The 23,438-nt window shown below is 35.0% G+C and carries 40 protein-coding genes; all 40 read right to left on the bottom strand.

Going from position 1 to position 23,438, the window contains the following annotated elements:
* Positions 1-81 precede the first annotated feature (81 nt).
* Positions 82-2,856: an EAL domain-containing protein gene (locus CAAU_RS13910; RefSeq protein ID WP_008908544.1), complete on the bottom strand. Its 2,775-nt coding sequence runs from the start codon at positions 2,854-2,856 to the stop codon at positions 82-84.
* Positions 2,857-2,971: 115 nt separating this feature from the next.
* The gene (rpsI, locus tag CAAU_RS06065) at positions 2,972-3,364 is read right to left on the bottom strand and encodes a 30S ribosomal protein S9 (RefSeq protein WP_008908545.1); all 393 of its coding nucleotides are present in this window, start codon (positions 3,362-3,364) and stop codon (positions 2,972-2,974) included.
* A 24-nt stretch (positions 3,365-3,388) separates the two neighbouring features.
* Positions 3,389-3,823: a 50S ribosomal protein L13 gene (gene rplM / locus CAAU_RS06070; protein ID WP_008908546.1), complete on the bottom strand. Its 435-nt coding sequence runs from the start codon at positions 3,821-3,823 to the stop codon at positions 3,389-3,391.
* Between the two features lie 110 nt (positions 3,824-3,933).
* Complete coding sequence (gene truA, locus CAAU_RS06075; RefSeq protein ID WP_008908547.1) at positions 3,934-4,668, bottom strand: tRNA pseudouridine(38-40) synthase TruA; 735 nt, start codon at positions 4,666-4,668, stop codon at positions 3,934-3,936.
* Entirely contained in the window at positions 4,665-5,468 is an 804-nt protein-coding gene (locus CAAU_RS06080; protein ID WP_008908548.1) for an energy-coupling factor transporter transmembrane component T family protein, read from the bottom strand. Before CAAU_RS06080 ends, truA begins: the two co-directional genes overlap by 4 nt.
* Positions 5,465-6,325, bottom strand: a complete 861-nt coding sequence (locus CAAU_RS06085; RefSeq protein WP_008908549.1) for an energy-coupling factor transporter ATPase — start codon at positions 6,323-6,325, stop codon at positions 5,465-5,467. Before CAAU_RS06085 ends, CAAU_RS06080 begins: the two co-directional genes overlap by 4 nt.
* Entirely contained in the window at positions 6,310-7,152 is an 843-nt protein-coding gene (locus CAAU_RS06090) for an energy-coupling factor transporter ATPase (protein WP_008908550.1), read from the bottom strand. The genes CAAU_RS06085 and CAAU_RS06090 overlap by 16 nt, the downstream gene beginning before the upstream one ends.
* A gap of 72 nt (positions 7,153-7,224) precedes the next feature.
* Positions 7,225-7,569: a 50S ribosomal protein L17 gene (gene rplQ / locus CAAU_RS06095; protein WP_040306110.1), complete on the bottom strand. Its 345-nt coding sequence runs from the start codon at positions 7,567-7,569 to the stop codon at positions 7,225-7,227.
* Between the two features lie 24 nt (positions 7,570-7,593).
* The gene (locus tag CAAU_RS06100; protein ID WP_008908552.1) at positions 7,594-8,541 is read right to left on the bottom strand and encodes a DNA-directed RNA polymerase subunit alpha; all 948 of its coding nucleotides are present in this window, start codon (positions 8,539-8,541) and stop codon (positions 7,594-7,596) included.
* A gap of 58 nt (positions 8,542-8,599) precedes the next feature.
* On the bottom strand, positions 8,600-9,220 hold the full coding sequence (gene rpsD, locus CAAU_RS06105; RefSeq protein ID WP_008908553.1) for a 30S ribosomal protein S4: 621 nt from the start codon (positions 9,218-9,220) through the stop codon (positions 8,600-8,602).
* 18 nt (positions 9,221-9,238) lie between these two features.
* Positions 9,239-9,637 (bottom strand): 30S ribosomal protein S11, encoded by a 399-nt coding sequence (gene rpsK / locus CAAU_RS06110; RefSeq protein ID WP_008908554.1) that lies wholly within the window; start codon positions 9,635-9,637, stop codon positions 9,239-9,241.
* 17 nt (positions 9,638-9,654) lie between these two features.
* Positions 9,655-10,032, bottom strand: a complete 378-nt coding sequence (rpsM, locus tag CAAU_RS06115) for a 30S ribosomal protein S13 (RefSeq protein ID WP_008908555.1) — start codon at positions 10,030-10,032, stop codon at positions 9,655-9,657.
* A gap of 79 nt (positions 10,033-10,111) precedes the next feature.
* On the bottom strand, positions 10,112-10,225 hold the full coding sequence (rpmJ, locus tag CAAU_RS06120; RefSeq protein ID WP_008908556.1) for a 50S ribosomal protein L36: 114 nt from the start codon (positions 10,223-10,225) through the stop codon (positions 10,112-10,114).
* Between the two features lie 12 nt (positions 10,226-10,237).
* Positions 10,238-10,456 carry a translation initiation factor IF-1 gene (gene infA / locus CAAU_RS06125; protein WP_008908557.1) on the bottom strand — a complete coding sequence of 73 codons (219 nt, stop codon included), beginning with the start codon at positions 10,454-10,456 and terminating at the stop codon, positions 10,238-10,240.
* Positions 10,457-10,473: 17 nt separating this feature from the next.
* Entirely contained in the window at positions 10,474-10,743 is a 270-nt protein-coding gene (locus tag CAAU_RS06130; RefSeq protein ID WP_008908558.1) for a KOW domain-containing RNA-binding protein, read from the bottom strand.
* Positions 10,744-10,759: 16 nt separating this feature from the next.
* Positions 10,760-11,506 carry a type I methionyl aminopeptidase gene (gene map, locus CAAU_RS06135; RefSeq protein ID WP_008908559.1) on the bottom strand — a complete coding sequence of 249 codons (747 nt, stop codon included), beginning with the start codon at positions 11,504-11,506 and terminating at the stop codon, positions 10,760-10,762.
* On the bottom strand, positions 11,503-12,156 hold the full coding sequence (locus CAAU_RS06140) for an adenylate kinase (protein WP_008908560.1): 654 nt from the start codon (positions 12,154-12,156) through the stop codon (positions 11,503-11,505). The genes map and CAAU_RS06140 overlap by 4 nt, the downstream gene beginning before the upstream one ends.
* A gap of 24 nt (positions 12,157-12,180) precedes the next feature.
* On the bottom strand, positions 12,181-13,455 hold the full coding sequence (gene secY / locus CAAU_RS06145) for a preprotein translocase subunit SecY (RefSeq protein WP_040306102.1): 1,275 nt from the start codon (positions 13,453-13,455) through the stop codon (positions 12,181-12,183).
* 1 nt (position 13,456) lies between these two features.
* The gene (gene rplO / locus CAAU_RS06150) at positions 13,457-13,897 is read right to left on the bottom strand and encodes a 50S ribosomal protein L15 (protein WP_008908562.1); all 441 of its coding nucleotides are present in this window, start codon (positions 13,895-13,897) and stop codon (positions 13,457-13,459) included.
* 19 nt (positions 13,898-13,916) lie between these two features.
* Positions 13,917-14,096 (bottom strand): 50S ribosomal protein L30, encoded by a 180-nt coding sequence (rpmD, locus tag CAAU_RS06155; RefSeq protein WP_008908563.1) that lies wholly within the window; start codon positions 14,094-14,096, stop codon positions 13,917-13,919.
* 12 nt (positions 14,097-14,108) lie between these two features.
* On the bottom strand, positions 14,109-14,609 hold the full coding sequence (gene rpsE, locus CAAU_RS06160; protein ID WP_008908564.1) for a 30S ribosomal protein S5: 501 nt from the start codon (positions 14,607-14,609) through the stop codon (positions 14,109-14,111).
* A gap of 19 nt (positions 14,610-14,628) precedes the next feature.
* Positions 14,629-14,997 carry a 50S ribosomal protein L18 gene (rplR, locus tag CAAU_RS06165; protein ID WP_008908565.1) on the bottom strand — a complete coding sequence of 123 codons (369 nt, stop codon included), beginning with the start codon at positions 14,995-14,997 and terminating at the stop codon, positions 14,629-14,631.
* A 19-nt stretch (positions 14,998-15,016) separates the two neighbouring features.
* Entirely contained in the window at positions 15,017-15,559 is a 543-nt protein-coding gene (gene rplF / locus CAAU_RS06170; RefSeq protein ID WP_008908566.1) for a 50S ribosomal protein L6, read from the bottom strand.
* 24 nt (positions 15,560-15,583) lie between these two features.
* On the bottom strand, positions 15,584-15,982 hold the full coding sequence (gene rpsH / locus CAAU_RS06175) for a 30S ribosomal protein S8 (RefSeq protein WP_008908567.1): 399 nt from the start codon (positions 15,980-15,982) through the stop codon (positions 15,584-15,586).
* Positions 15,983-16,010: 28 nt separating this feature from the next.
* Entirely contained in the window at positions 16,011-16,196 is a 186-nt protein-coding gene (locus CAAU_RS06180) for a type Z 30S ribosomal protein S14 (RefSeq protein ID WP_008908568.1), read from the bottom strand.
* Positions 16,197-16,212: 16 nt separating this feature from the next.
* Complete coding sequence (gene rplE, locus CAAU_RS06185; protein WP_008908569.1) at positions 16,213-16,755, bottom strand: 50S ribosomal protein L5; 543 nt, start codon at positions 16,753-16,755, stop codon at positions 16,213-16,215.
* A 22-nt stretch (positions 16,756-16,777) separates the two neighbouring features.
* Positions 16,778-17,095 (bottom strand): 50S ribosomal protein L24, encoded by a 318-nt coding sequence (rplX, locus tag CAAU_RS06190; protein WP_008908570.1) that lies wholly within the window; start codon positions 17,093-17,095, stop codon positions 16,778-16,780.
* Positions 17,096-17,110: 15 nt separating this feature from the next.
* Positions 17,111-17,479, bottom strand: a complete 369-nt coding sequence (gene rplN / locus CAAU_RS06195) for a 50S ribosomal protein L14 (RefSeq protein WP_008908571.1) — start codon at positions 17,477-17,479, stop codon at positions 17,111-17,113.
* Between the two features lie 24 nt (positions 17,480-17,503).
* Positions 17,504-17,758, bottom strand: a complete 255-nt coding sequence (rpsQ, locus tag CAAU_RS06200) for a 30S ribosomal protein S17 (protein WP_008908572.1) — start codon at positions 17,756-17,758, stop codon at positions 17,504-17,506.
* A gap of 18 nt (positions 17,759-17,776) precedes the next feature.
* Entirely contained in the window at positions 17,777-17,989 is a 213-nt protein-coding gene (gene rpmC, locus CAAU_RS06205; RefSeq protein ID WP_008908573.1) for a 50S ribosomal protein L29, read from the bottom strand.
* Complete coding sequence (rplP, locus tag CAAU_RS06210; protein ID WP_008908574.1) at positions 17,979-18,419, bottom strand: 50S ribosomal protein L16; 441 nt, start codon at positions 18,417-18,419, stop codon at positions 17,979-17,981. Before rplP ends, rpmC begins: the two co-directional genes overlap by 11 nt.
* A 25-nt stretch (positions 18,420-18,444) precedes the next feature.
* Entirely contained in the window at positions 18,445-19,119 is a 675-nt protein-coding gene (gene rpsC, locus CAAU_RS06215; RefSeq protein ID WP_008908575.1) for a 30S ribosomal protein S3, read from the bottom strand.
* Positions 19,120-19,138: 19 nt separating this feature from the next.
* Complete coding sequence (rplV, locus tag CAAU_RS06220) at positions 19,139-19,483, bottom strand: 50S ribosomal protein L22 (RefSeq protein ID WP_008908576.1); 345 nt, start codon at positions 19,481-19,483, stop codon at positions 19,139-19,141.
* Positions 19,484-19,501: 18 nt separating this feature from the next.
* Positions 19,502-19,786, bottom strand: a complete 285-nt coding sequence (rpsS, locus tag CAAU_RS06225) for a 30S ribosomal protein S19 (RefSeq protein WP_008908577.1) — start codon at positions 19,784-19,786, stop codon at positions 19,502-19,504.
* Between the two features lie 74 nt (positions 19,787-19,860).
* Positions 19,861-20,688, bottom strand: a complete 828-nt coding sequence (rplB, locus tag CAAU_RS06230) for a 50S ribosomal protein L2 (protein WP_008908578.1) — start codon at positions 20,686-20,688, stop codon at positions 19,861-19,863.
* Between the two features lie 63 nt (positions 20,689-20,751).
* Entirely contained in the window at positions 20,752-21,051 is a 300-nt protein-coding gene (gene rplW / locus CAAU_RS06235; protein ID WP_008908579.1) for a 50S ribosomal protein L23, read from the bottom strand.
* Positions 21,051-21,671, bottom strand: coding sequence for a 50S ribosomal protein L4 (gene rplD / locus CAAU_RS06240; protein WP_008908580.1), 621 nt, complete (start codon positions 21,669-21,671; stop codon positions 21,051-21,053). Before rplD ends, rplW begins: the two co-directional genes overlap by 1 nt.
* 23 nt (positions 21,672-21,694) lie before the next feature.
* Entirely contained in the window at positions 21,695-22,336 is a 642-nt protein-coding gene (rplC, locus tag CAAU_RS06245; protein WP_008908581.1) for a 50S ribosomal protein L3, read from the bottom strand.
* A 48-nt stretch (positions 22,337-22,384) separates the two neighbouring features.
* Positions 22,385-22,693, bottom strand: coding sequence for a 30S ribosomal protein S10 (rpsJ, locus tag CAAU_RS06250; protein WP_008908582.1), 309 nt, complete (start codon positions 22,691-22,693; stop codon positions 22,385-22,387).
* Between the two features lie 343 nt (positions 22,694-23,036).
* A partial coding sequence (locus tag CAAU_RS06255) for an EF-Tu C-terminal domain-related protein (RefSeq protein ID WP_083852824.1) occupies positions 23,037-23,438 on the bottom strand: 402 nt, incomplete at its 5' end.

The raw sequence follows: 23,438 nt of genomic DNA on the forward strand, positions 1-23,438 counted from the left end.
AATGAACGAATGCCGGGAAATCCTTCACGGGGCTTATCAAAAAACAACTTTTTCAACAGTCTGTAACCTGCAAAATGCAGGTTATATTTTTATTTTGTTTAATAAATTAAGGTTTCTTATAAACTCCTCCACATCGATTGGTTTACTAAAGAAATAGCCTTGAAATTCATCGCATCCTAAATTTCTTAATAATTTAAGCTGTTCCTTATTTTCAACTCCTTCTGCAACAGTTTTAACCCCTAAAGACTTTGCCATAGAAGTTATAGCTAATATAACACCATTAAAACCATCTTGGCCTGCTTTGGAAATAAATGACCTATCAATCTTTATATAGTCAATTGGAAGTTGACTCAAATAATTGATGGAAGAATATCCCGTGCCAAAGTCATCTAAAGCGATCTTTATCCCTAGCTTTTTTACTTCTTTAAATATATGTGTTGAAATATTAAAGTCCCTAATCAATACGTTTTCTGTAATTTCGAATATCCAATTTTCCAAAATATTTTTTTCATCAAATAAATATTTTATATTATTTAAGAAATCCTTATTCTCCAACTGCTTTGCAGAAATATTAATGCATAAATCTATATATATGCCTTTTTCTATAAGCTTTTGCCTAATTCTATAGGCCTCCTTCAGAATCCAGTTACCTACATCAACTATCATCCCATTTTTCTCTGCTACTTTAATAAATTCATCTGGTGGATATACAATTCTATTATTTCTAATCCATCTTAATAACAATTCACCTTTAGTTATAACAAATTCTCCATTATTACTTTCCCTAAATATAGGCTGAATATATAAACGAAGCTCATTGTTTACCAATGCCCTTCTTAATCCAGTTTCTATTTCTCTAAATTTTTTATTTTTTTTCTCAATCTCTTGTGAGAAAAACAAAAATCCCCCCTTTTCTTTTTCTTTTACTTCATATAAAGTAGCATCTACCTTTCTAAGAAGCCCTTCAAAAGTTATGTCATCCTTAGGATACTTTACTATTCCTATGCTTGCACTAGCTTTTATATCAAAATTATTTATAAATAAAGGTTTAGAAATTTCATTTATAATTTTGTTTGCAAAGTCCCTAACTTTATATTCATTATCTATATTAAAGGTTAAAACAATAAATTCATCCTCTCCCAATCTAAAAACAATATCGCCTTTATCAATACAAGAGATTATTCTATCTGCTACGTTTATCAGTACTTTATCTCCTATATCATGTCCCAATGTATCATTTATAACTTTAAACCCATCAAGATCAATAAATAAAAGTGCAAATGATTTACAAATCGTATCGTCAATTATTTCTTTTAATTTTTTCATAAAAAAGTTTCTATTAGGTAGGTTGGTTAATAGATCATAATAAGCAAGTTTTTCAAGCTCTTCTTCTTTTTCTTTTAACTTTGAAATATCAGATAGTATAAGTATATAAACTTTATATCCATTGAATTGTAAAAAAGTAGCTGATAACCAGACAGGAAGGCTAACATCATTTTTATTATAAATTCTTGCTTCTCCCCTCCAATATCCCTTTTGTTGAACAATATCAAATATATTATGAAAATTTATATTATCAAATTCAAAATTTAAAATATCTATTTTATTTTGAATTAGATCTTCTTCCTTAAACCCAAACATATTTTTAATAGCTTTATTTACTTTTAAAATTCTTTTATCAGAGTCTAAAATAATAACCCCTTCTAAAGTTTCAGATAATATTTTGTCAGATAATAGTATTTCTTTATTTTTAATTTTCAATTCTTTTGTTCTTTTCTTTACCCTTATTTCAAGCCTTCTATTTATATCTTCTAAATTATTCTGTTTTGCTATGATTTCAGACTTTAGTATATCAATACTTTTAGCTAAATCTGATATTTCATCCTTTCGTCCATAAAGATCAATATTAAGTTTATTTTCCATTTTGTAGGTAAAGTCTTTAATGTTGTTCATTATCTGTTCTAATGGCTTATTTATTAATTTGCTAAATTTAAAATTCAATATCAAAACTATCAATACGCCAAAAAGTAAAATAGTAAGTGCAATAACAATTCCCATATATTCTATTTTGTTTTCCATATCTTTGGGAACATAAATTTTAAATAAGAATAATAAATTTCCAGTTAGATCTTTTATCGGATAGTAGGCTACATAGGTATCCTTATTTTCTATTGTTAAAATAACTTCTTTTTGGCTTATTTTCACCTTATTTTTTGACTTTATTAGCCCCTCTATTTTGTCTAGCTCGTTTTTATTTAAATCCAATAAATTTATAAACTCATACTTACTTTGTGTGTTTAATTTTATTTCATCCAACCTTTTACCAAAAATTATTATCCCTTTCCTATCTCCTGTTCCATCACTTTTATGGATCCCCTCTCCTGCAAAACAATAAATATCTTTATCAAATTCTAAAAAACCTACAAAATTACTTTTGTGTAAACCTGTTAAAATAAATTTATCTAATAACCCTTCATCAAAATAATCCTTAATTTCTTCATTTTTTCTTGTGATTCCATAAATCAAATTTCCATTATTATCTAATATCGCAGCTAAAGACACACCTATATTTTTTAGAGAAGCAAAACTATAATTTTTTTCTATATAATCCTTATGTTTATAAATAACAAAATCATAAGACTCGTCCCAAATAGCATAATCCCTTGTGGTTACATGTAATAACTCCAGTTCTTTTTCTAAAAGGTCCATTTCCCTTTGAATTTCATTACTAATTATGCTTTCCATAAACATTTTAAATTTTGGTCTTATATAAAAACTCTGAAAGAATATTATAAATAAAAAATATGCCAAAATATTTAATACTATTGTTTTTAATATTTTATATTTTAATCTCATAATATCACTTCCAACTGAATAGTTTAGGTTACTATATATTATGATTAAATGTCGATTTTCGACACATTCAGTTGAAAATGATAAAAAATAAAACCCTCCACTTGGAGGGTTTGTATTATCTCTTTGAGAATTGTGGTGCTCTTCTTGCCTTCTTTAAGCCGTATTTCTTTCTTTCTACCATTCTTGGGTCTCTTGTTAAGAAACCAGCCTTCTTTAAAACAGGCTTTAAATCTGCATCAGCTTGAACTAACGCTCTTGCAATACCATGTCTTATAGCACCTGCTTGGCCTGTAAATCCACCGCCATGAACGTTAACAAGAACATCGTATTTATTTAATGTTCCTGTTAAAACGAGTGGTTGCTTAACGATAACCTTTAAAGTTTCTAATCCAAAATAATCATCTAATGATCTTTTATTTATGATTATATTTCCTTCACCAGGAACTAATCTAACCCTTGCAACAGATGTCTTTCTTCTACCTGTTCCATAGTATTGAACTCTTTCCATCAGCGTATCCTCCCTTCAGGCTCATTAATACTTAAGTTCAAGAACTTCTGGCTTTTGTGCTTCGTGGTTGTGAGCTGCGCCTCTATAAACCTTTAACTTCTTGAACATTTGTCTTCCTAATCTTCCCTTTGGAAGCATTCTTCTAACCGCTTCTTCTATAGCAAGCTCTGGTTTTGTTTCAAGAAGCTTTCTGTAGGATATTTCCTTTAGTCCACCTGGATATAATGAGTGATGTCTGTAGAACTTTTGATCAAGTTTCTTTCCTGTTAAAGCAACCTTTTCAGCGTTTATAACTATAACATAGTCACCGCAATCAACGTTTGGAGTATAAATTGGCTTATGCTTTCCTCTTAAAATTGTAGCAATTTGGCTTGCAAGTCTTCCAAGAGTCTTATCTGTAGCATCAACTACATGCCATTTTCTTTGAACTTCTTCCTTCTTTGCCATGTAAGTTTTCATCGTTTTCCCTCCCTAACTTTAATCCTAATTTATCTAAAAGGATCCGGGGCTAGTGGTCCTTTTTTGCGCATAATCACACTATTTTATTTTAATACAACTATCCTGGCGTGTCAATAGTATACTTTTTCTAAACATAAACCTTGTGCCGGTGCTGTAGGGCCAGCCTTTTTTCTATCTCTGCTATCAATTATAAAAGGAATATCGTCAGGCTTAATTCTACCTTTCCCAACTTCTATTAAAGTTCCAGCAATAATCCTTACCATATTATATAAAAATCCGTTGGCTTCTATAAACATTTTTATAATATCTTCATCTTTAATCAATTCAAGCCTTTTAATAGTCCTTACATTTCCCTTGACTGAACTACCTGTGCTTTTGAAGGCGCTAAAATCATGTTCGCCTAAAAAATATTTAGATGCCCTAATCATGTCTTCAATATTAAGTTCATAAGGGATATGGGCTGAATAGTTCTTAAGTAAGGCCGATGGTATTTTTCTATTTAATATTGTATAGCTATATTTTTTACCTTTACTACTATATCTTGAATGAAAATCTAATGGAACTTCCTGTGAAGATAAAATAACGATATCATCAGGAAGAAAACTATTTATGGCATAACAGATTTTTTCAGGAGGGACTGTGGAACTTGTCAAAAAGTTAGCAACTTGTCCTTTTGCATGAACTCCTGCATCAGTTCTGCTTGAACTAATTATTTCTGTTTTTTCTCCTGTTACTTTTTCTATTGCCTTTTCAATGGTCTCCTGAATTGATACTCCATTTTTCTGCCTTTGCCAACCACAATATCTCGTTCCATCATACTCTATAACTATCTTTATATTTTTCATCTCCATCGCCTACTTATTATACAAATTATAGAAAAAGCTATAAAAGCTGCAATTGCAATATAATCCCTTTTATCAGTCTTTAATTGTTTCATTCTTGTTCTATTTTCTCCGCCTCTATAACACCTTGCCTCCATTGCAAGAGCAAGTTCATCAGCCCTTCTAAAGGCACTTATAAATAAAGGCACTAAAACTGGAATTAAGTTTTTTGCCTTTTTAATTATACCGCCGGAATCAAAATCCGCCCCTCTTGCCATTTGAGCCTTCATAATTTTGTCTGTTTCGTCAAGAAGGGTTGGAATAAACCTTAAAGCTATCGTCATCATCATTGCAAGTTCATGGGCTGGAACTCCTATTTTTTTAAATGGATTAAGAAGTCTTTCTATCCCATCCGTCAATGAAATAGGTGATGTTGTAAGTGTTAAAACAGATGTTCCTACAATTAACAAAATCAATCTCATGGACATAAATAGTGCAAGATCTATCCCCTTGTCTGTAAAGGGTATTAAATTAAATAGCTTAAATATGACCTTTCCCGGAGTTAATGTCGCGTTTAGAACCGCAGTAAATATTATAAGCCAAATAACACCTTTTATACCATTGAATAAATATTTGATTGGTATTTTAGCTAGCATTACTACTAGTAAAGTAAAAGCTATAACCACTAAATATCCATAAAAATTGTTTATTAAAAAAATTAAAATGATATATAGAAAGGCTAATAGTATTTTCACCCTTGGATCAAGCTTATGAATGAAAGAATCCCCAGGAAGATATTGTCCGATAGTAATATCCTTAATCATATTTTTCTCTCCTTAAAAAGTCTTAATATCTCCCTTTTTGCTTCCTCTAAAGTTATAATATCTTCATTTATGTTAAAGCCCTTCTCTTTAAGTTTCTTTGCAAGATATTTAACTTGAGGAACAGATAAACCTATTTTTTCTAATGTATCAATTTGATTAAAAACTTCCCTAGGGGAACCCTCTATTACTATTTTACCTTTGTCAAGAACTATTAATCTATCCGCAAGCTGAGCCACCTCATCCATACTATGGGTGACCATAATAATAGTCATTTTATATTCTTTGTGCATTCTTTTTATTTGTTTTAGGACCTCGTCCCTACCCTTTGGATCCAATCCTGCCGTAGGCTCATCAAGGATTAGGACCTTAGGCTCCATCGCCAATACACCTGCTATTGCAACACGCCTTTTCTGACCCCCGCTTAATTCAAAGGGGGATCTGTCTTTATAAGTTTCATAGTCAAGTCCGACAAAATCCATTGCCCTTTTTACCCTTTTTTCTATTTCCTCATTGGTTAAACCCAAATTAGTCGGTCCAAAGGCAATGTCTTTATAAACAGTCTCCTCAAACAGCTGATGTTCAGGATACTGAAATACTATTCCAACCTTTTGTCTTATGCTTTTTAAGCTTATCCCTTTATCAGTTATAGAAATATCATCTATATAAACCTTGCCAAAGGTAGGCTTTAAAAGTCCATTTAATTGCTGTATTAATGTTGATTTACCTGAACCTGTATGTCCTATTAAACCAACAAATTCCCCATCCTTAATCTCTAAATTTATATTGTCTAATGCCTTTTTTTCAAAGGGAGTATTAGGCATATAGACATATGTTAAATTTTCTACTTTAACTGGCATAAGGCATCCACCATCTCTTCAATAGTTAAAATATCTTCATTAATGTCTAACCCTTCTTTTCTTAAATCATGTGCTAGTTGCATCATCTGAGGCACATCAAGCCCAAGCTTTTTTAACAATGTTACCTTCTTAAAGACCTCCCGGGGTATCCCTTCAAGAACAACCTTGCCATCCGATATTACTACAACTCGATCAGCCTCAACTGCTTCCTCCATGAAATGAGTTATTAATACAATCGTAATTCCTTCTTCCATATTTAATCTTTTTATCGTTTGAAGGACTTCCTTTCTTCCTGAAGGGTCAAGCATTGCAGTAGGTTCATCTAAAACTATACAGGATGGCTTCATTGCAAGGACTCCTGCTATAGCAACCCTTTGCTTTTGTCCTCCAGAAAGTAGGTGAGGTCCATGTTTTGCATAATCAATCATTTCAACAGCCTTTAGTGCATCATCAACTCTTTTTCTAATTTCTTCCGACGGAACCCCAAGGTTTTCAGGGCCAAATGCAACATCTTCTTCTACTATTGTTGCTACGATTTGATTATCAGGGTTTTGAAATACCATCCCAACTTTACTTCTTATATCCCATAAATGTTCATTATCCCTAGTATCTATTCCTTCCACAATTACCCTTCCGTTATCAGGAAGTAAAATTGCATTAAAATGCTTAGCAAGGGTTGATTTCCCAGAACCGTTGTGCCCTATAATTGCTACAAATTCTCCTTTTTTTATCTCTAAATTTATACCCTCTAATGCAACAGTTTTAACTTCATCATTAATATCTTTTTTATAAAAATAGTGCACATTTTCAACCTTTATCATTTCCATAAAATGCACCTTCTTTTAAAAATTAAGAAAAAGGGATTAAGTATTAAAATACTTAACTTAATCCCCTTAATATTACACGAGTTCTATTATAACCATTGGTGCAGAGTCGCCTCTTCTTGGTCCAAGTTTTAAAATTCTAGTGTATCCACCATTTCTTCCTTCATATTTCTTTGCTATTTCATCAAAAAGCTTTTTAACAACTTCTTCTTCTCTTATATATGCAAGAACTTGTCTTCTTGAATGTAAATCTCCTCTTTTTGCAAGAGTAATCATCTTTTCAGCAATGCTTCTTATTTCCTTAGCTTTAGCTTCTGTTGTGATTATTTTGCCGTCCTCTGACTTAAAGAAGCTTGTAACTAAGTTTCTTAGCATAGCTACTCTTTGATCAGTAGGACGACCTAATTTACGGTGCCCCATATACTTTGCCACTTTCTATCCCTCCTACTCCTCTGACTTCTTTAAGCTGAAACCAAGAGATTCTAATTTTTGTTGAACTTCTTCTAAAGATTTCTTTCCTAAATTTCTTACTCTCATTAGATCTTCTTCTGTCTTCTGAACAAGATCTCCTACTGTATTTATTCCTGCCCTCTTTAAGCAGTTAAATGCCCTTTGGGAAAGATCAAGTTCTTCAATTGTCATTTCCAATACTTTATCCTTCTTTTCGTCCTCTTTATCTATAAGGACTTCAACCTTATCAACTTGATCTGTAAGTGAAAGTAATATTCTAAAATGCTCTATTAAAAGCTTTGCTGAAAGGCTTATTGCATCATCTGGAGTTAATGTTCCATTTGTCCAAAGCTCTAATGTTAGTTTATCATAATCTGTTCTTTGCCCAACACGTGTATTTTCTACTACATAGTTAACCCTCTTGATTGGCGTATAAATTGAGTCTACTGGTATAACTCCAATAGTATGGGCTTGTTCTTTATTTCTTTCAGCTGGAACATATCCTCTTCCTTGATTTATTGTCATCTCTATATAAAGCCTTCCACCTTCACTAACTGTAGCAATGTGATGATCCTTGTTTATAATTTCAACTGAACCATCACATTTTATATCTTTCCCTGTAACAACACATGGGCCAATTACATCTATAACAGCCGTTTTAGGAAATTCTCCTTCTGCCTTAATAGCTAGTCCTTTAACATTTAAAATGATTTCAACTACATCTTCCTTAACATTTGGAACAGTTGAAAATTCATGTAATACTCCATCTATCTTAATTGAAGTTACTGCTGCGCCTGGCAATGAAGAAAGAAGAACTCTTCTCATTGCATTGCCAAGCGTAGTTCCATAACCTCTTTCTAGTGGTTCTATAACATACTTAGCGTAATTATTGACATCGTCACGCTCAATGCACTCAACTTTTGGTTTTTCAATATCAAACATTAACGAACCCTCCTTTTGATAACTTTAAACACCGAGGGCAACTGATTCTAATTAATCATTACTTGCTGTAAAGCTCAACTATTAATGTTTCATTTACAGGAATATCGATATCTTCTCTTTGTGGTAATGCTGTTACTTGGCCTTCCATTTTTTCTTTGTCAACAGTTAGCCATTTTGGTGTTGTTGTTGCAACTTCCTGTAAAGACTTGAACTTTTCTAAATTCTTGCTACCTTCTTTTACTGCTATTACGTCATTTACTCTAACTTGATATGAAGGAATTGTTACCTTCTTGCCATTTACTGTAAAATGACCATGTCTTACAAGCTGTCTTGCTTCTGCTCTTGAACCAGCAAAACCAAGTCTAAACACAACATTGTCAAGTCTCATTTCAAGAAGTCTTAAAAGGTTTTCACCGGCAATACCCTTTTGTCTTTCAGCTTCTTCATAGTATTTTCTAAATTGTGACTCTAAAACTCCATAAATTCTCTTTGCCTTTTGCTTTTCTCTTAATTGTAAACCATAGTTAGTTAGCTTTTTCTTATTATGACCATGCTGACCAGGAGCATATGGTCTTCTAACTATAGCACATTTATCTGAATAGCATCTATCTCCTTTAAGATATAGCTTAACTCCTTCTCTTCTGCATAGTTTGCAGGATGGTCCTGTATATCTAGCCATTTATTACACCTCCTATAATCAGACTCTTCTTCTCTTTGGTGGTCTACATCCGTTATGTGGAATTGGAGTTACGTCCTTTATAAGGCTAACCTCTAAACCTGCAGCTTGAAGTGCTCTTATAGCAGCTTCTCTACCTGCACCAGGTCCTTTAACATATACTTCAACAGTCTTCATGCCATGTTCAATAGCTGTTTTTGCAGCTGTTTCAGCTGCCATTTGTGCTGCAAATGGAGTGCTCTTTCTTGAGCCTCTGAATCCAAGTGCACCAGCACTTGACCACGCAATTGCATTGCCATTAACATCTGTTATTGTAACTATTGTATTATTGAAAGTTGATTTGATGTGAGCTGCGCCACGATCAACATGCTTACGTTCTCTTCTCTTTCTAACTTTCTTACCTTTAGCCTGTGCTGCCATTCATCGTCCCTCCTTTATTATTTTCCTGCCTTTTTCTTTCCACCAATTGTTCTTCTTGGTCCCTTTCTTGTTCTAGCATTTGTTCTTGTTCTTTGACCTCTAACTGGTAGACCTCTTCTATGTCTTAATCCTCTATAGCAACCAATTTCCATTAATCTCTTGATATTTAAAGCTATTTCTCTTCTTAAATCACCTTCAACAGTGAAGTTCTTATCGATGTATTCTCTGAGCTTTGCTACTTCTTCTTCTGTAAGGTCCTTAACTCTTGTATCTGGATTGATACCAGTTTCTTGCAATATCTTGTTTGCACTTGGTCTTCCAATACCATAAATGTAAGTTAGGGCTATCTCAATACGTTTTTCTCTTGGCAAGTCAACACCTGCAATTCTAGCCATTGTATTTTTACACCTCCTGTAAACTGATTAAAACTTTATATATATCACCGAGCCTTCGGTGCAGCCGCGTTCAAAGTCATTAACCTTGTTTTTGCTTATGCTTTGGATTTTCACATATAACCATTATTCTTCCATGTCTTTTAATTACTTTGCATTTTTCGCAAATTGGTTTTACTGATGGTCTAACCTTCATGGCTATCCCTCCTTACTTTCCTCTCCAAATTATTCTACCACGATTTAAATCGTATGGTGATACTTCAACTGTAACTTTGTCTCCAGGAAGAATTTTAATAAAATTCATCCTAAGCTTTCCAGATATATGAGCTAAAATAACATGCCCATTTTCTAATTCTACCCTAAACATCGCATTTGGTAAAGCTTCAATTACAGTCCCCTGTAATTCGATAACATCGTCCTTCGACATAAGGTGGACACACCTCCTTATAATAACCCCATTGACTGCAGCGCTTTTCTTAAATCTGAATCCTTTATTTTCTTATTCAATTGAAAGGCCTCCTGAATATCCTTAGCAATCCAGTCGTGAAAAACTAAATGCTTAATTTTTTTCTTCTTAGGCCTTTCAATTTTTCTTAAGTCTCCATCTGCAATAAGGACATAATTTTCATCCACAATTCCTACCACGATGAAATATCGTCCTTTATCCCTACCTGCCCTGGAGTGAACTATTTGTCCAAGGGCAATACCTTCCATAAAATCCACCTCTATTTTATATTATTGTCAATATTTCAGGTCCATTTTCAAGTATTACAATTGTATTTTCATAATGTGCCGATAATTTTTTATCTGCAGTTACCACTGTCCACCCATCATCTAATTCAATTACTGCAAAAGTTCCCATATTCACCATAGGCTCTATAGCTAAAACCATACCTACTGCCAATTTTGGTCCTCTTCCAGCTTTGCCATAATTGGGCACTGGTGGTTCCTCATGCAGTTCTTTTCCGATGCCGTGGCCAACATAGTCTCTAACAACAGAATAGCCATTTGATTCAACAAATGTCTGAATGGCATTGGATATATCTCCAATTCTATTCCCAGCCCTGGCATATTTAATGCCTTCATAAAAGCTCTTCTCTGTTATATCAATTAGCCTTTTAGCTTCTTCTGAGATATGACCAACGGCAAAGGTCCTTGCTGCATCACTGTGGAAACCCTCATAAAAAACTCCGCAGTCAATGCTTATAATGTCGCCCTCTTTTAAAATTCTATCACCGGGTATCCCGTGAACGACTTCTTCATTTATTGAAGTGCAAAGGCTTCCGGGATACCCGTAATATCCTTTAAAAGAAGGTTTTGCACCATGACTAATAATAAATTCCTCTGCGAATTTATCAAGTTCCTTTGTCGTTATGCCTGGTCTAATTTGCTTTTCTAATAAGTTTAATAGTTCAGCAACAATTCTACCAGACCTTCTTATTTTATCAACTTCACTTTTTGATTTTAAATAAATCATTTAGGTTCTCTCCCTAATGCTATGCATATATCTTCAAAAACCTTTGCTATGTCCTGATATCCATCAATATTTCGAAGCAAACCTTTCTTACCATAGTAATCCACTATAGGTTCAGTTTGTCTTCGATATACTTCTAATCTCTCATTAACCGTTTCAATTGAATCGTCATCCCTTTGAATAAGCTTTGAAGAACAATAGTCGCAGATGCCTTCCACCTTTGGTGGATTAGTCTCAACATTGAAACTTGCACCACAGTTTAGGCAAACTCTTCTACCTGAAAGTCTTCTTTTTAAAACATCTGTTGGAACAATTATGTTTATAGCAGCGTCAAGTTTTAAGCCTCGACTCTTTAGAAATTCTTCTAAGGCATCTGCCTGCCTTACAGTTCTTGGAAAACCATCAAGCAAAAAACCATTCATACAATCTTGCTGATTTAATCTTTCTAGGCATATCTCTATAGTTATATCGTCTGGAACCAATTGCCCATTATCGATATATTCCTTCGCCTTTAAACCTATATGGGTTTTCTCTGCAATATTCTTTCTAAAAATGTCCCCCGTTGATATATGAGGTATATTGAAGGTTTTGACAATGTTTTTTGCTTGAGTCCCCTTACCAGCACCAGGAGGGCCAAGCAAAATCAATCTCATTTATATACATACCTCCAAACCAAATTATTTAAGGAATCCTTCATAATGTCTCATTGATAGTTGAGCTGTTAGTTGCTTATTTAATTCAAGTGCAACACCTACAACTATCAATAAAGCTGTTCCACCAAACTGAATATTACCAAGATGTGTTACATGTTGTAATACAATTGGTAAAACTGCAACTAATGATGCAAAGAAACCACCAATTACAGTCATTCTATTTATAATTCTTGTTAAATACTCTTCAGTTGGCTTTCCAGGTCTTAATCCTGGGATAAAACCGCCACTCTTTTGTAGGTTTTGTGCAACTTCATCTGGCTTAAATGTAACCGATGTATAGAACCAAGTAAAGAATATAATTAAGAAAATATATACAATTGGATAAACCCATCCCTTTGGACTTAAAAAGCCTGAATTAAATAGAGCATAAACCGGATGAGTTGGCTCTAAAGTCAATTGAGTAATTATTTGTGGAAATTGTAATACTGATATTGCAAAAATTATCGCTATAACTCCAGCTGAATTTAAGTTGATTGGAATATGTGTGCTCTGTCCTCCGTATGTCCTCATTCCAACTTTTCTTTGAGCATACTGCACAGGAATTCTTCTTTCTCCAAGGTCCATTGCAACGACTCCAGCTATAACAAGAACTGCAAAGGCTAAGAATAATATTACTTCGATATAATTTGCAGTTCCTCCCTTTATAGCAACTCCTATAGAATAGCCCATAGTTGGTATTCTAGCAAGAATTCCCGCAAAGATTATCATGGATGAGCCGTTTCCTATACCGTATTCAGTAATCTTTTCTCCAAGCCACATTACAAATGTGGTTCCTGCGGTTAAAGTTATCATTATTAACAATATCTGTCCCCATGAATTATCTAATAAAGCACCATTGTTTCTTAGATATAGTGCAATACTAAAGGATTGAATTAGAGCAAAAACAACAGTTCCGTATCTTGTATATTCTGCAATCTTCTTTCTTCCCTCTTCCCCTTGCTTTGAAAGCTCTTCAAGCCTTGGAATAGCAATTACAAGAAGGCTGAAGATAATTGAAGAGTTAATATATGGAACAATACCCATTGCAAAAATACTAAATTCCTTAAAAGCACCGCCTGAAATTATATCTAAGAATCCAAAGAGTAACCCTTGATCTACAAGTTGCTTTAATTGATCAAGGTTAATTCCAGGCACGGGAATAAAAACTCCCGCCCTGTATACCATGAGGACAAATATAGTAAAGAGAATTCTTCTCCTTAAATCCGGAATACTGAACGCATTACGTAAGGTTTTTAACATATTAAATCACCTCTATCTTGCCTCCGGCAGCTTCTATCTTTTTAACAGCTGATTCGCTGAACTTATGAGCCTTTACTGTTAAAGCCTTCTCTAAATTACCATTGCCAAGAACTTTAACTCCGTCCATAAGCTTTCTTATTATTTTCTTTTCTAATAGAAGTTCTGGAGTAACAACTGTTCCAGCTTCGAATTTATTTAAATCTTCAACATTAACTTCTGCATATTCCTTTGCAAATATATTTGTAAAGCCTCTCTTTGGAAGTCTTCTTTGAAGTGGCATTTGACCGCCTTCAAATCCTGGTCTTACTCCGCCACCTGATCTAGAAGTTTGGCCCTTTTGACCTCTACCTGCAGTCTTACCTTGACCAGTTGCAGTTCCTCTACCCTTTCTTTTTGGCTCCTTTCTTGTTCCGGGAGCTGGTCTTAACTCATGTAGCTTCATTTAAAGCACCTCCCTCGTATTATACTTCTTCTACCTTTAGCATGTATTTAACCTTATTTACCATACCTCTTATTTGAGGAGTATCTTCATGCTCAACAGTTCTACCTATCTTTGTTAAGCCGAGGGCTCTTACTGTAGCTCTGTGATCGGGCTTTTTTCCGATTGTGCTTCTTACAAGTGTAATTCTTAGCTTACCCACGGTCTTCCCCTCCTAACCTAAAATCTCTTCTACTGTCTTGCCTCTGAGCCTTGCTATTTCTTCTGGAGTCTTAAGTTTCATTAAAGCATCCATAGTTGCATTAACCATATTTCTTGCATTATTTGAACCAAGTGACTTTGCTCTAACATCCTTTATACCTGCAAGCTCAAGAACCGCACGAACAGGACCACCAGCTATGATACCTGTTCCTTCTGGAGCTGGCATTAATAATACTTTTCCTGCTCCAAACTCACCAATCATTTCATGTGGGATAGTAGTTTCGTATCTTGCAACCTTTATAAGATGCTTCTTTGCATCTTCTATTGCCTTTCTTATTGCATCTGGAACTTCAGCAGCTTTACCTGTTCCAACTCCTACATATCCATCTTCGTTTCCAACAACTACAAGAGCGCTAAATCTGAAGTTTCTACCACCCTTAACAACTTTAGCAACTCTATTTATATAAACAACTTTTTCCTTAAGCCCTTTAATCTTGCTTGGATCTATTCTCATCTATTTCCCTCCTTCTCCATTAGAAGTCAAGGCCTGCTTCTCTAGCGCCTTCAGCAAGTTCTTTTACTCTTCCATGATAAATATATCCGCCTCTATCGAAAACAACCTTTGTAATACCCTTTTCTAATGCTCTCTTTGCGATAAGTTTTCCTACTTCCCTTGCAGCTTCTTTGTTGCTACCTACTGCAATCTTATCTCTTAATTCCTTATCCAAAGTTGAAGCTGCAACCAAAGTTACTCCAAGCTCATCGTTTATAATTTGTGCATACATATGCTTTTCGCTTCTATATACATTTAATCTTGGGCGTTCAGCTGTTCCAAAAACCTTTTTACGAACTCTTAAATGTCTTCTCATTCTTTGTTCGTTTCTGGATGGCTTACTAAACATCAAAGCTCACTCCTTTCTATTACTTCTTACCAGTCTTTCCTTCCTTACGTCTGATTACTTCGTCGATATACTTAATTCCCTTTCCTTTGTATGGTTCTGGTTCTCTAACGCTTCTAATTCTTGCTGCAACCTGACCAACAAGTTCCTTGTCGATTCCCTTTACAACTATTTGGTTTGCAGCAGGAACATCGAATTCTATTCCTTCAACAGCATCTATCTCAACAGGATGTGAATATCCAACAGTTAAAACAAGTTTCTTTCCTTGCTTTGCTGCTCTGTAACCAACACCAACAAGTTCAAGTGTCTTTTGATATCCTTCTGTAACACCAACAACCATATTCTTTATAAGAGCTCTTGTTAAACCGTGAAGTGCTCTTATTTCCTTTTCATCGTTTGGTCTTGTTACTACAATCTTACCATCTTCAACAGCGATATTTATTTTTTTGCTCATTTGCTTTGTAAGTGTGCCCTTTGGCCCTTTAACTGTTACTAAATTGTCGTCGCTAACTGTAACAGTAACGCCTTGAGGTATAACTACAGGAAGTCTACCTACTCTTGACATGACTGCACCTCCTATTCTTCAAAATTACCAAATGTAGCAGATAACTTCTCCACCTATTCCTTCTTTTCTTGCTTGTTTGTCTGTCATAATTCCTTTTGATGTTGAAAGAATTGCTATTCCGAGTCCTCCAAGAACCTTTGGAACATTATCCTTTTGAGCGTAAACTCTTAATCCTGGCTTTGAAATTCTTCTTATACCTGAAATTACTCTTTCCTTATTTGGACCATATTTCATTGTAAGCTTAAGCATCGGAACAGAACCGTCTTGATACTCTTCCATTGCCGCTAGATATCCTTCTTCAACCATTATCTCTGCAATCCTCTTCTTTATCTTTGAGGCAGGAACTTCAACATATTCGTGTCTTACTATATTTGCATTTCTGATACGAGTTAGCATATCAGCAATTGGGTCAGTCATAACCATAATTTCTGGCCTCCTTTCAACTTATATATTACCAACTTGCCTTCTTGCAACCTGGAATTTCACCTTTATAAGCTAGTTCTCTAAAGCATATTCTGCAAACGCCGAACTTTCTAAGAACTGCGTGTGGTCTTCCACATATTCTACATCTTGTATATGCTCTTGTTGAGAACTTTGGTTTTCTTTGCCACTTTGCAATCATTGCCTTACGTGCCACGGAACTCCCTCCTTTTTTATTGAGCGAATGGCATTCCTAATAATCTTAATAACTCTCTAGCTTCTTCATCTGTCTTTGCTGTAGTTACAAAGATTATGTCCATTCCTCTTACCTTTTCTACCTTATCATATTCAATTTCTGGGAATATTAATTGTTCCTTTATACCAAGTGCATAATTTCCTCTTCCATCGAATGCCTTATTTGAAACTCCCTTGAAGTCTCTAACTCTTGGAAGTGCAACGTTAATTAACTTATCAACAAACTCATACATTCTTGTTCCTCTTAATGTAACTTTACATCCAATTGGCATTCCTTCTCTGATCTTGAAGTTTGAAACTGACTTTTTAGCTCTTGTAACAACTGCCTTTTGTCCTGCAATTGTTGTTAAATCATTTACAGCTGCTTCTAAAAGCTTTGGATTATCCTTTGCATCGCCAACTCCCATATTTATAACGACTTTTTCAAGTCTTGGAACTTCCATTATGCTTTTGTATCCGAACTTTTCACGTAAAGCTGGAACAACTTCCTTTTCATACTTTTCCTTTAGTCTTGGAACCATTTAGTTAACCTCCTTTCAAGGTTTAGAATGTCTCGTTGCAGTGTTTGCAAACTCTAACCTTTGATCCATCTTCTAAGAATTTATGTGCAATTCTTGTTGGCTTATTGCACTTTGTGCAGTAAAGCATAACATTTGACGCATGTATTGGTGCTTCTTGCTTTATTATTCCACCTTGTCTATTTGCCATGTTTGGTCTTACATGCTTTGAAACTATATTAACTCCCTTAACGATTACTCTATTCTTTTCTGGGAATACCTTTAAAACTTCACCTTTTTTTCCTTTATCCTTACCAGAGATTACTAGAACTGTATCTCCTCTTTTAACATGAACCTTAGGCATTTAGGCCACCTCCCTTTATAATACCTCTGGTGCAAGTGAAAGAATCTTTGTAAATTCTTTTTCTCTTAATTCTCTTGCTACAGGTCCGAAAATTCTTGTTCCTCTTGGAGTCTTATCTTCCTTGATGATAACTGCAGCGTTTTCATCGAATCTTATATAAGTTCCATCTGGTCTTCTTACACCTTTAACTGATCTTACAATAACTGCTTTAACTACGTCTCCTTTTTTAACAACACCTCCGGGTGTTGCACTCTTAACGCTAGCTACTATTATATCTCCTATATTTGCATATCTTCTATTTGAACCGCCAAGAACTCTGATGCACATAAGTTCTTTAGCACCAGTGTTGTCAGCAACCTTTAATCTTGTTTGTGGTTGAATCATAAATTAAACCTCCTTTCAGAGAAATTATTTTGCTCTCTCGATTATTTCAACAAGTCTCCATCTCTTTTCCTTGCTAAGAGGTCTTGTTTCCATGATCTTTACGATATCACCGATCTTAGCTTCATTGTTTTCATCATGAGCCTTAAACTTAGTAGTCCTCTTTACTGTTTTGCCGTAGAGTGGGTGACGAACAAGTTTTTCTACAGCAACAACTATTGTCTTATCCATTTTATCTGAAACTACTTTTCCTATTCTAACCTTTCTAAGTCCTCTTTCCACAGGCTATACCTCCCTTCATTATCTGCCCATAGCCTTAAGTTCTTTCTCTCTCATTATTGTCTTAAGTTGCGCAATTGATTTTTTAACTTCCCTAATTCTCATTGGGTTTTCAAGTTGACCAGTAGCATGTTGAAATCTCAAATTAAAAAGTTCTGCCTTTAGCTCTATTATTCTCTTTTGAATTTCTTCAGCTGTTGCTTCTCTCATTGCCTTTAATTCATTAGCCTTCATTTACTTCACCACCCATCTCAAAGTCACTTTTTGTTACAAACTTTGATTTAACAGGAAGTTTATGTGATGCAAGTCTCATCGCTTCTCTTGCTACTTCTTCGTTAACTCCGCTTAACTCAAACATGATTCTTCCTGGCTTAACAACTGCTACCCAGTATTCTGGTGAACCTTTACCTGAACCCATACGTGTTTCAGCAGGTTTCTTTGTAACTGGCTTATCTGGGAATATCTTTATCCAGAGCTTTCCGCCTCTTTTTATATATCTATTGATTGCAATTCTTGCTGCTTCTATTTGGTTGCTTGTTACCCAGCCTGGTTCAGTTGCAACCAAACCGTAATCGCCGTAAGCAAGAGTGTTACCTCTTGTTGCCTTACCCTTCATTCTTCCACGTTGAACCTTACGATGCTTAACTCTTTTTGGCATTAACATGTCCAATTCCTCCTTCCCAATTCCATTATTCGTTAGCAGCCTCTGTTGTCTCAGTTACCTGTGGTCTTCTCTTTCCAAGAACTTCTCCCTTATATATCCAAACTTTAACACCTATCTTGCCATAAGTTGTATGAGCTTCAGCAAATCCATAATCTATATCAGCTCTTAATGTTTGAAGTGGAATAGTTCCTTCATGGTATCCTTCTGTTCTTGCCATTTCAGCACCGCCAAGTCTTCCTGAAACTGCAGTCTTGATACCCTTTATTCCAAATCTCATAGCTCTTGATATAGCTTGCTTCATTGCCTTTCTAAAGGAAACTCTCTTTTCGATTTGTGCTGCTATGTTTTCAGCAACAAGCTGTGCATCTATTTCTGGATTCTTAATTTCAACTATGTTTATAAGGATGTTCTTTCCTGTCATCTTTTCGATTTGTGCCTTTAATTCTTCAACACCTTGGCCACCTTTACCAATAACGATACCTGGCTTTGCAGTGTGAATGTTGATTCTTACTTTATTAGCAGTTCTTTCAATCACTACTCTTGAAATGCCTGCTTGATAGTATTTATTCTTTATAAACTTTCTTATTTTGTTGTCTTCAATTAGAAGATCAGCAAAATGCTTATCATCGGCATACCATTTAGCATCCCAATCCTTAATTATACCTACTCTTAATCCATGTGGATTTACTTTTTGACCCACGCGATGACCCTCCTTCCGGTTATGCTCTTTCCTTTAATACCACTGTTATGTGGCTTGTTCTTTTCTTTATTTCAAATGCTCTACCTTGTGCATGTGGTTGATATCTCTTTAGTGTTGGTCCTTGATTTGCATAAATTTCTGCGATATAAAGCTTTGATACATCCATGTTGTGATTGTTTTCAGCATTTGCAATAGCTGATTTTAAAACCTTCTCAACTATTGGAGCTGCTGCTCTTGGAGTAAGCTTTAAGATTGATAAAGCTTCACCAACGTTCTTACCTCTTATAAGATCTATAACAACTTGAACTTTTCTTGGTGATATTCTAACATATCTTGCATGGGCTTTAGCTACTTTTGCCTCCATCGAAGCACCCTCCCTTCATTACTTCTTAACCTTTGATGACTTTTCTGTATCGTCATGTCCTTTAAATGTTCTTGTTGGTGCAAATTCACCTAACTTATGTCCAATCATATCTTCTGTTATATATACAGGAACATGCTTTCTTCCGTCATAAACTGCAATTGTATGTCCTATCATTTGTGGAAGTATAGTTGATCTTCTTGACCAAGTCTTTATAACCTTCTTTTCACCTGCTTTATTCATTTCAACAATTTTCTTTAATAAATGATCATCACAGAAAGGTCCCTTTTTTAATGATCTACCCAACTTTGTTTCCTCCCTTCTAGGTTATTTAGGAAGCAGAGCATATAAGGCACGCCTTATATTTCTGCTCCCTTAAATTACTTTCTTTTCTTAACGATGAATTTATCTGAGTATTTCTTATTCTTTCTTGTCTTGTATCCAAGAGTTGGTTTACCCCATGGTGTAAGTGGTCCTGGATGACCGATTGGAGCCTTACCTTCACCACCACCGTGTGGATGGTCAACTGGGTTCATTGCAGAACCTCTTACAGTTGGTCTTATACCCATATGTCTCTTTCTTCCTGCTTTACCAATTCTAACAAGTTCATGACTTAAGTTACCAACGATACCAACTGTAGCCCTACAATCAAGTCTTATAAGTCTTATTTCTCCGGATGGTAGTCTTACATGAGCGTAATCTCCTTCTTTTGCAAGAAGCTGTGCTGTTCCACCAGCAGCTCTAACAAGCTGACCACCTTTTCCAGGATATAATTCAATATTATGAATGAAAGTACCAACTGGTATATTTCTTAATGGTAGTGCATTACCTACTTTAATATCAACATTTTCACCAGACATTACAATGTCTCCAACCTTTAATTCGTTTGGAGCGATGATGTATCTCTTTTCTCCATCTGCATAAGCTAAAAGTGCGATGAATGCTGATCTGTTTGGATCGTATTCTATTGCAGTAACTTTAGCTGGGATATTGTCCTTATTTCTCTTAAAGTCGATGATTCTGTATTTTATCTTATATCCGCCACCTCTGTGACGAACAGTAATTCTACCTTGGTTATTTCTTCCTGAATTCTTCTTTAAAGTTATAACCAATGACTTCTCAGGTTCCTTTTTAGTTATCTCTGAATAGTCAAGAACTGACATATTTCTTCTACCTGGAGAAGTTGGCTTATATACTTTGATTCCCATTTCTTTCCCTCCTTCGTCTCGCTTATCTGGCCCATAGCCAATAACGCTTTATTTTATATCTTATTAGGCACCAAATCCTTCAAAGAATTCAATTCCTTTGCTGTCTGCTGTAAGCTTAACAATTGCCTTCTTGTAATCTGGTCTCTTTCCAAAATTAAATCCTACTCTCTTTTTCTTTCCTTGGTAGTTAATTGTCTTAACTGATTCAACCTTAACACCAAAAATTTGTTCAATAGCATCCTTTATCATTGACTTATTTGCATCAGGATGCACGAGGAAAGTGTATTGTCTTAAAGCCATTTGATTCATTGATTTTTCAGTTATTATTGGTCTTATGATAATATCATAATTTGTAAGCTTCATTATGCATACACCTCCTCAATCAATCTTGCAGCATCCTGAGTAACTATAAACTTGTCATACTTTAATATATCATAAACGTTTAAGTTGTTAACAGGAATAACATGTGCATTTTCAATGTTTCTAACTGACTTGTAGATAACTTCATCTGATTCCTTAACAACTATTAATGTCTTGTTGGCATTAAACTTCTTTAACATTTCAGCTATTGTCTTAGTTTTTGGAGCATCTAATGTTAATTTATCAAGAACAATAATTTGATTTTCAGCAACCTTTGAAGAAAGCGCTGACTTTAATGCAACCCTCTTAAGCTTCTTTGGTAATGTATAGCTGTAATCTCTTGGCTTTGGTGCAAATACAATACCACCGTGTCTCCATTGTGGTGATCTGATAGAACCATGTCTTGCTCTACCTGTTCCCTTTTGTCTCCATGGCTTCTTTCCACCACCAGAAACTTCTGCTCTTGTTAATGCTGATTGAGTTCCTTGTCTTCTATTTGCAAGGATATTTACAACTACCTGATGCATTGCCTCTTTGTTTATTGGAGCGCCAAAAACTGCATCAGAAAGCTCAATTTCACCAACTTTTTCAGCATTCATATTAAATAAATCTACCTTAGGCATCCTACATCCTCCTTTCCTCTGTGTTATGCCTTCTTAACTGCCTTAACAGAATCTCTAATTATTACAAGACCCTTCTTTGGACCTGGAACAGCACCCTTTACAAGGATTACATTCTTTTCTGGGTCAACCTTTACAACTTCAAGATTTAATATTGTTGACTTTTCTGCTCCCATATGTCCTGGCATCTTCTTACCCTTGAAGGTTCTTGATGGGAATGATGAAGCACCCATTGAACCAACCCTTCTATGATACTTTGAACCGTGGGACATTGGTCCTCTGTTTGCATTCCATCTCTTTATAACGCCTTGGAATCCTTTTCCCTTTGAAGTTCCAGTTACGTCAACCTTTTCTCCCTCAGAAAATATATCAACCTTGATTTCGCTTCCTACTTCATAAGCACTAACATCTTCAAGTCTTAATTCTTTTAAGAATCTCTTTGGGGCTATATTTGCCTTAGCAAAGTGTCCTTTTTCTGGCTTATTTACAAGCTTTTCTCTTATATCTTCAAAACCAACTTGAATAGCATTGTATCCATCTGTTTCAACTGTCTTTTTTTGAACTACAACACATGGACCTGCTTGAATTACTGTTACTGGAACGACCTTACCATCTTCTGTGAATATTTGTGTCATTCCTAATTTTCTTCCTAATATTGCTTTTTTCATCTTGGCACCTCCTTAAATATTAGCGGAATGCTTAAAGCATTCATAATATTAGAGCTTAATTTCAATATCAACACCAGCTGGTAAATCCAATCTCATAAGAGCATCAACAGTTTTTTGAGTTGGGTTCAATATGTCGATAAGTCTCTTGTGAGTTCTTATTTCGAACTGTTCTCTTGAGTCCTTATACTTATGAACCGCTCTTAATATTGTGATAACATCCTTTTCAGTTGGAAGTGGAACTGGTCCTGATACTGAAGCTCCAGTTTTCTTTGCTGTTTCTACTATCTTTTGAGCTGATGAATCTAGTAGATTATGATCGAAAGCCTTAAGCTTAATTCTGATTTTTTGTTTTGCCATTTTCTTACCCTCCTTTTCATCGCACGCTTTGTTTTTTCACGCACGACAACGGTAGCTTAACACACACATCCGGGTGTATCATTGTTTTGTCCACACTTAACTACCTTTGTCGCCCGATTCTTTGATCAGACATACTCAGCAAGAATTCCCCGAAGTCCGGCAACCTCTTGCTTCATCGCATATTTTCGTATTACAACTCTTATATTTTACAATATTATTTTAAAATTGACAAGACCTTTATAGATATTTTTTATTTAAAAAATCCATAAAAATTAGGGGTAGCCCCTAAAAATTTTTATAAAGATATATTATGAGGTTATCCAAGCGGATAACCTCATATAAATTATTCAAAAATCTTAGCAACAACACCAGCGCCTACTGTTCTTCCACCTTCTCTGATGGCGAATCTTAATCCTTCTTCCATCGCGATTGGTGTTATAAGTTCAACTTCCATGTTGATGTGGTCGCCTGGCATGCACATTTCTACTCCTTCTGGTAACTTGATTGTTCCTGTTACGTCTGTTGTTCTGAAGTAGAATTGTGGTCTGTATCCATTGAAGAATGGAGTATGTCTTCCTCCTTCTTCCTTCTTTAATACGTATACTTGACCTTCAAACTTCTTGTGTGGATTTACTGAACCTGGCTTCGCAAGAACTTGACCTCTTTCAATTTCGTCTCTGTTTACTCCTCTTAATAGTGCTCCTATGTTGTCTCCTGCTTCTGCCATGTCAAGAACCTTTCTGAA

Origin of the sequence: Caloramator australicus RC3 (genome assembly GCF_000297115.1) — a bacterium.
GTDB lineage: Bacteria > Bacillota > Clostridia > Clostridiales > Caloramatoraceae > Caloramator > Caloramator australicus.

Bases quoted from the DNA above. Each gene is read 5' to 3' on its own strand.
- CAAU_RS13910 (WP_008908544.1), bottom strand. From the start codon at position 2,856: ATGAGATTAAAATATAAAATATTAAAAACAATAGTATTAAATATTTTG.
- rplR (WP_008908565.1), bottom strand. From the start codon at position 14,997: ATGTTTAGTAAGCCATCCAGAAACGAACAAAGAATGAGAAGACATTTA.
- rplD (WP_008908580.1), bottom strand. From the start codon at position 21,671: ATGCCTAAGGTAGATTTATTTAATATGAATGCTGAAAAAGTTGGTGAA.
- rplO (WP_008908562.1), bottom strand. From the start codon at position 13,897: ATGAAGCTACATGAGTTAAGACCAGCTCCCGGAACAAGAAAGGAGCCA.
- rpmJ (WP_008908556.1), bottom strand. From the start codon at position 10,225: ATGAAGGTTAGACCATCAGTAAAACCAATTTGCGAAAAATGCAAAGTA.
- rpsJ (WP_008908582.1), bottom strand. From the start codon at position 22,693: ATGGCAAAACAAAAAATCAGAATTAAGCTTAAGGCTTTCGATCATAAT.
- rplX (WP_008908570.1), bottom strand. From the start codon at position 17,095: ATGCCTAAGGTTCATGTTAAAAGAGGAGATACAGTTCTAGTAATCTCT.
- rplN (WP_008908571.1), bottom strand. From the start codon at position 17,479: ATGATTCAACCACAAACAAGATTAAAGGTTGCTGACAACACTGGTGCT.
- CAAU_RS06140 (WP_008908560.1), bottom strand. From the start codon at position 12,156: ATGAGATTGATTTTGCTTGGCCCTCCTGGTGCTGGTAAGGGGACTCAA.
- rpsK (WP_008908554.1), bottom strand. From the start codon at position 9,637: ATGGCAGCACAGGCTAAAGGTAAGAAAGTTAGAAAGAGAAGAGAACGT.
- CAAU_RS06130 (WP_008908558.1), bottom strand. From the start codon at position 10,743: ATGGAAGGTATTGCCCTTGGACAAATAGTTCACTCCAGGGCAGGTAGG.
- truA (WP_008908547.1), bottom strand. From the start codon at position 4,668: ATGAAAAATATAAAGATAGTTATAGAGTATGATGGAACGAGATATTGT.
- secY (WP_040306102.1), bottom strand. From the start codon at position 13,455: ATGTTAAAAACCTTACGTAATGCGTTCAGTATTCCGGATTTAAGGAGA.
- rpsH (WP_008908567.1), bottom strand. From the start codon at position 15,982: ATGGTTATGACTGACCCAATTGCTGATATGCTAACTCGTATCAGAAAT.
- rpmC (WP_008908573.1), bottom strand. From the start codon at position 17,989: ATGAAGGCTAATGAATTAAAGGCAATGAGAGAAGCAACAGCTGAAGAA.
- rplV (WP_008908576.1), bottom strand. From the start codon at position 19,483: ATGGAGGCAAAAGTAGCTAAAGCCCATGCAAGATATGTTAGAATATCA.
- infA (WP_008908557.1), bottom strand. From the start codon at position 10,456: ATGTCGAAGGACGATGTTATCGAATTACAGGGGACTGTAATTGAAGCT.
- rplM (WP_008908546.1), bottom strand. From the start codon at position 3,823: ATGAAAACTTACATGGCAAAGAAGGAAGAAGTTCAAAGAAAATGGCAT.
- CAAU_RS06085 (WP_008908549.1), bottom strand. From the start codon at position 6,325: ATGCCAGTTAAAGTAGAAAATTTAACATATGTCTATATGCCTAATACT.
- rplB (WP_008908578.1), bottom strand. From the start codon at position 20,688: ATGGGAATCAAAGTATATAAGCCAACTTCTCCAGGTAGAAGAAATATG.
- rplF (WP_008908566.1), bottom strand. From the start codon at position 15,559: ATGTCAAGAGTAGGTAGACTTCCTGTAGTTATACCTCAAGGCGTTACT.
- rpsM (WP_008908555.1), bottom strand. From the start codon at position 10,032: ATGGCTAGAATTGCAGGTGTTGACTTGCCAAGAGAAAAACGTATTGAG.
- rplC (WP_008908581.1), bottom strand. From the start codon at position 22,336: ATGAAAAAAGCAATATTAGGAAGAAAATTAGGAATGACACAAATATTC.
- map (WP_008908559.1), bottom strand. From the start codon at position 11,506: ATGATTTATTTAAAATCAAAAAGTGAAGTTGATAAAATAAGAAGGTCT.
- rpsE (WP_008908564.1), bottom strand. From the start codon at position 14,609: ATGAGAATAGATCCAAGCAAGATTAAAGGGCTTAAGGAAAAAGTTGTT.
- rpsD (WP_008908553.1), bottom strand. From the start codon at position 9,220: ATGGCTAGATATACAGGACCATCCTGCAAACTATGCAGAAGAGAAGGA.
- rplW (WP_008908579.1), bottom strand. From the start codon at position 21,051: ATGAAGCTTACAAATTATGATATTATCATAAGACCAATAATAACTGAA.
- rplE (WP_008908569.1), bottom strand. From the start codon at position 16,755: ATGGTTCCAAGACTAAAGGAAAAGTATGAAAAGGAAGTTGTTCCAGCT.
- CAAU_RS06080 (WP_008908548.1), bottom strand. From the start codon at position 5,468: ATGATTAAGGATATTACTATCGGACAATATCTTCCTGGGGATTCTTTC.
- rpsI (WP_008908545.1), bottom strand. From the start codon at position 3,364: ATGGAAAGAGTTCAATACTATGGAACAGGTAGAAGAAAGACATCTGTT.
- CAAU_RS06090 (WP_008908550.1), bottom strand. From the start codon at position 7,152: ATGGAAATGATAAAGGTTGAAAATGTGCACTATTTTTATAAAAAAGAT.
- rplP (WP_008908574.1), bottom strand. From the start codon at position 18,419: ATGTTAATGCCAAAAAGAGTTAAGCATCGTAAGGTTCAACGTGGAAGA.
- CAAU_RS06100 (WP_008908552.1), bottom strand. From the start codon at position 8,541: ATGTTTGATATTGAAAAACCAAAAGTTGAGTGCATTGAGCGTGACGAT.
- rplQ (WP_040306110.1), bottom strand. From the start codon at position 7,569: ATGGGGCACCGTAAATTAGGTCGTCCTACTGATCAAAGAGTAGCTATG.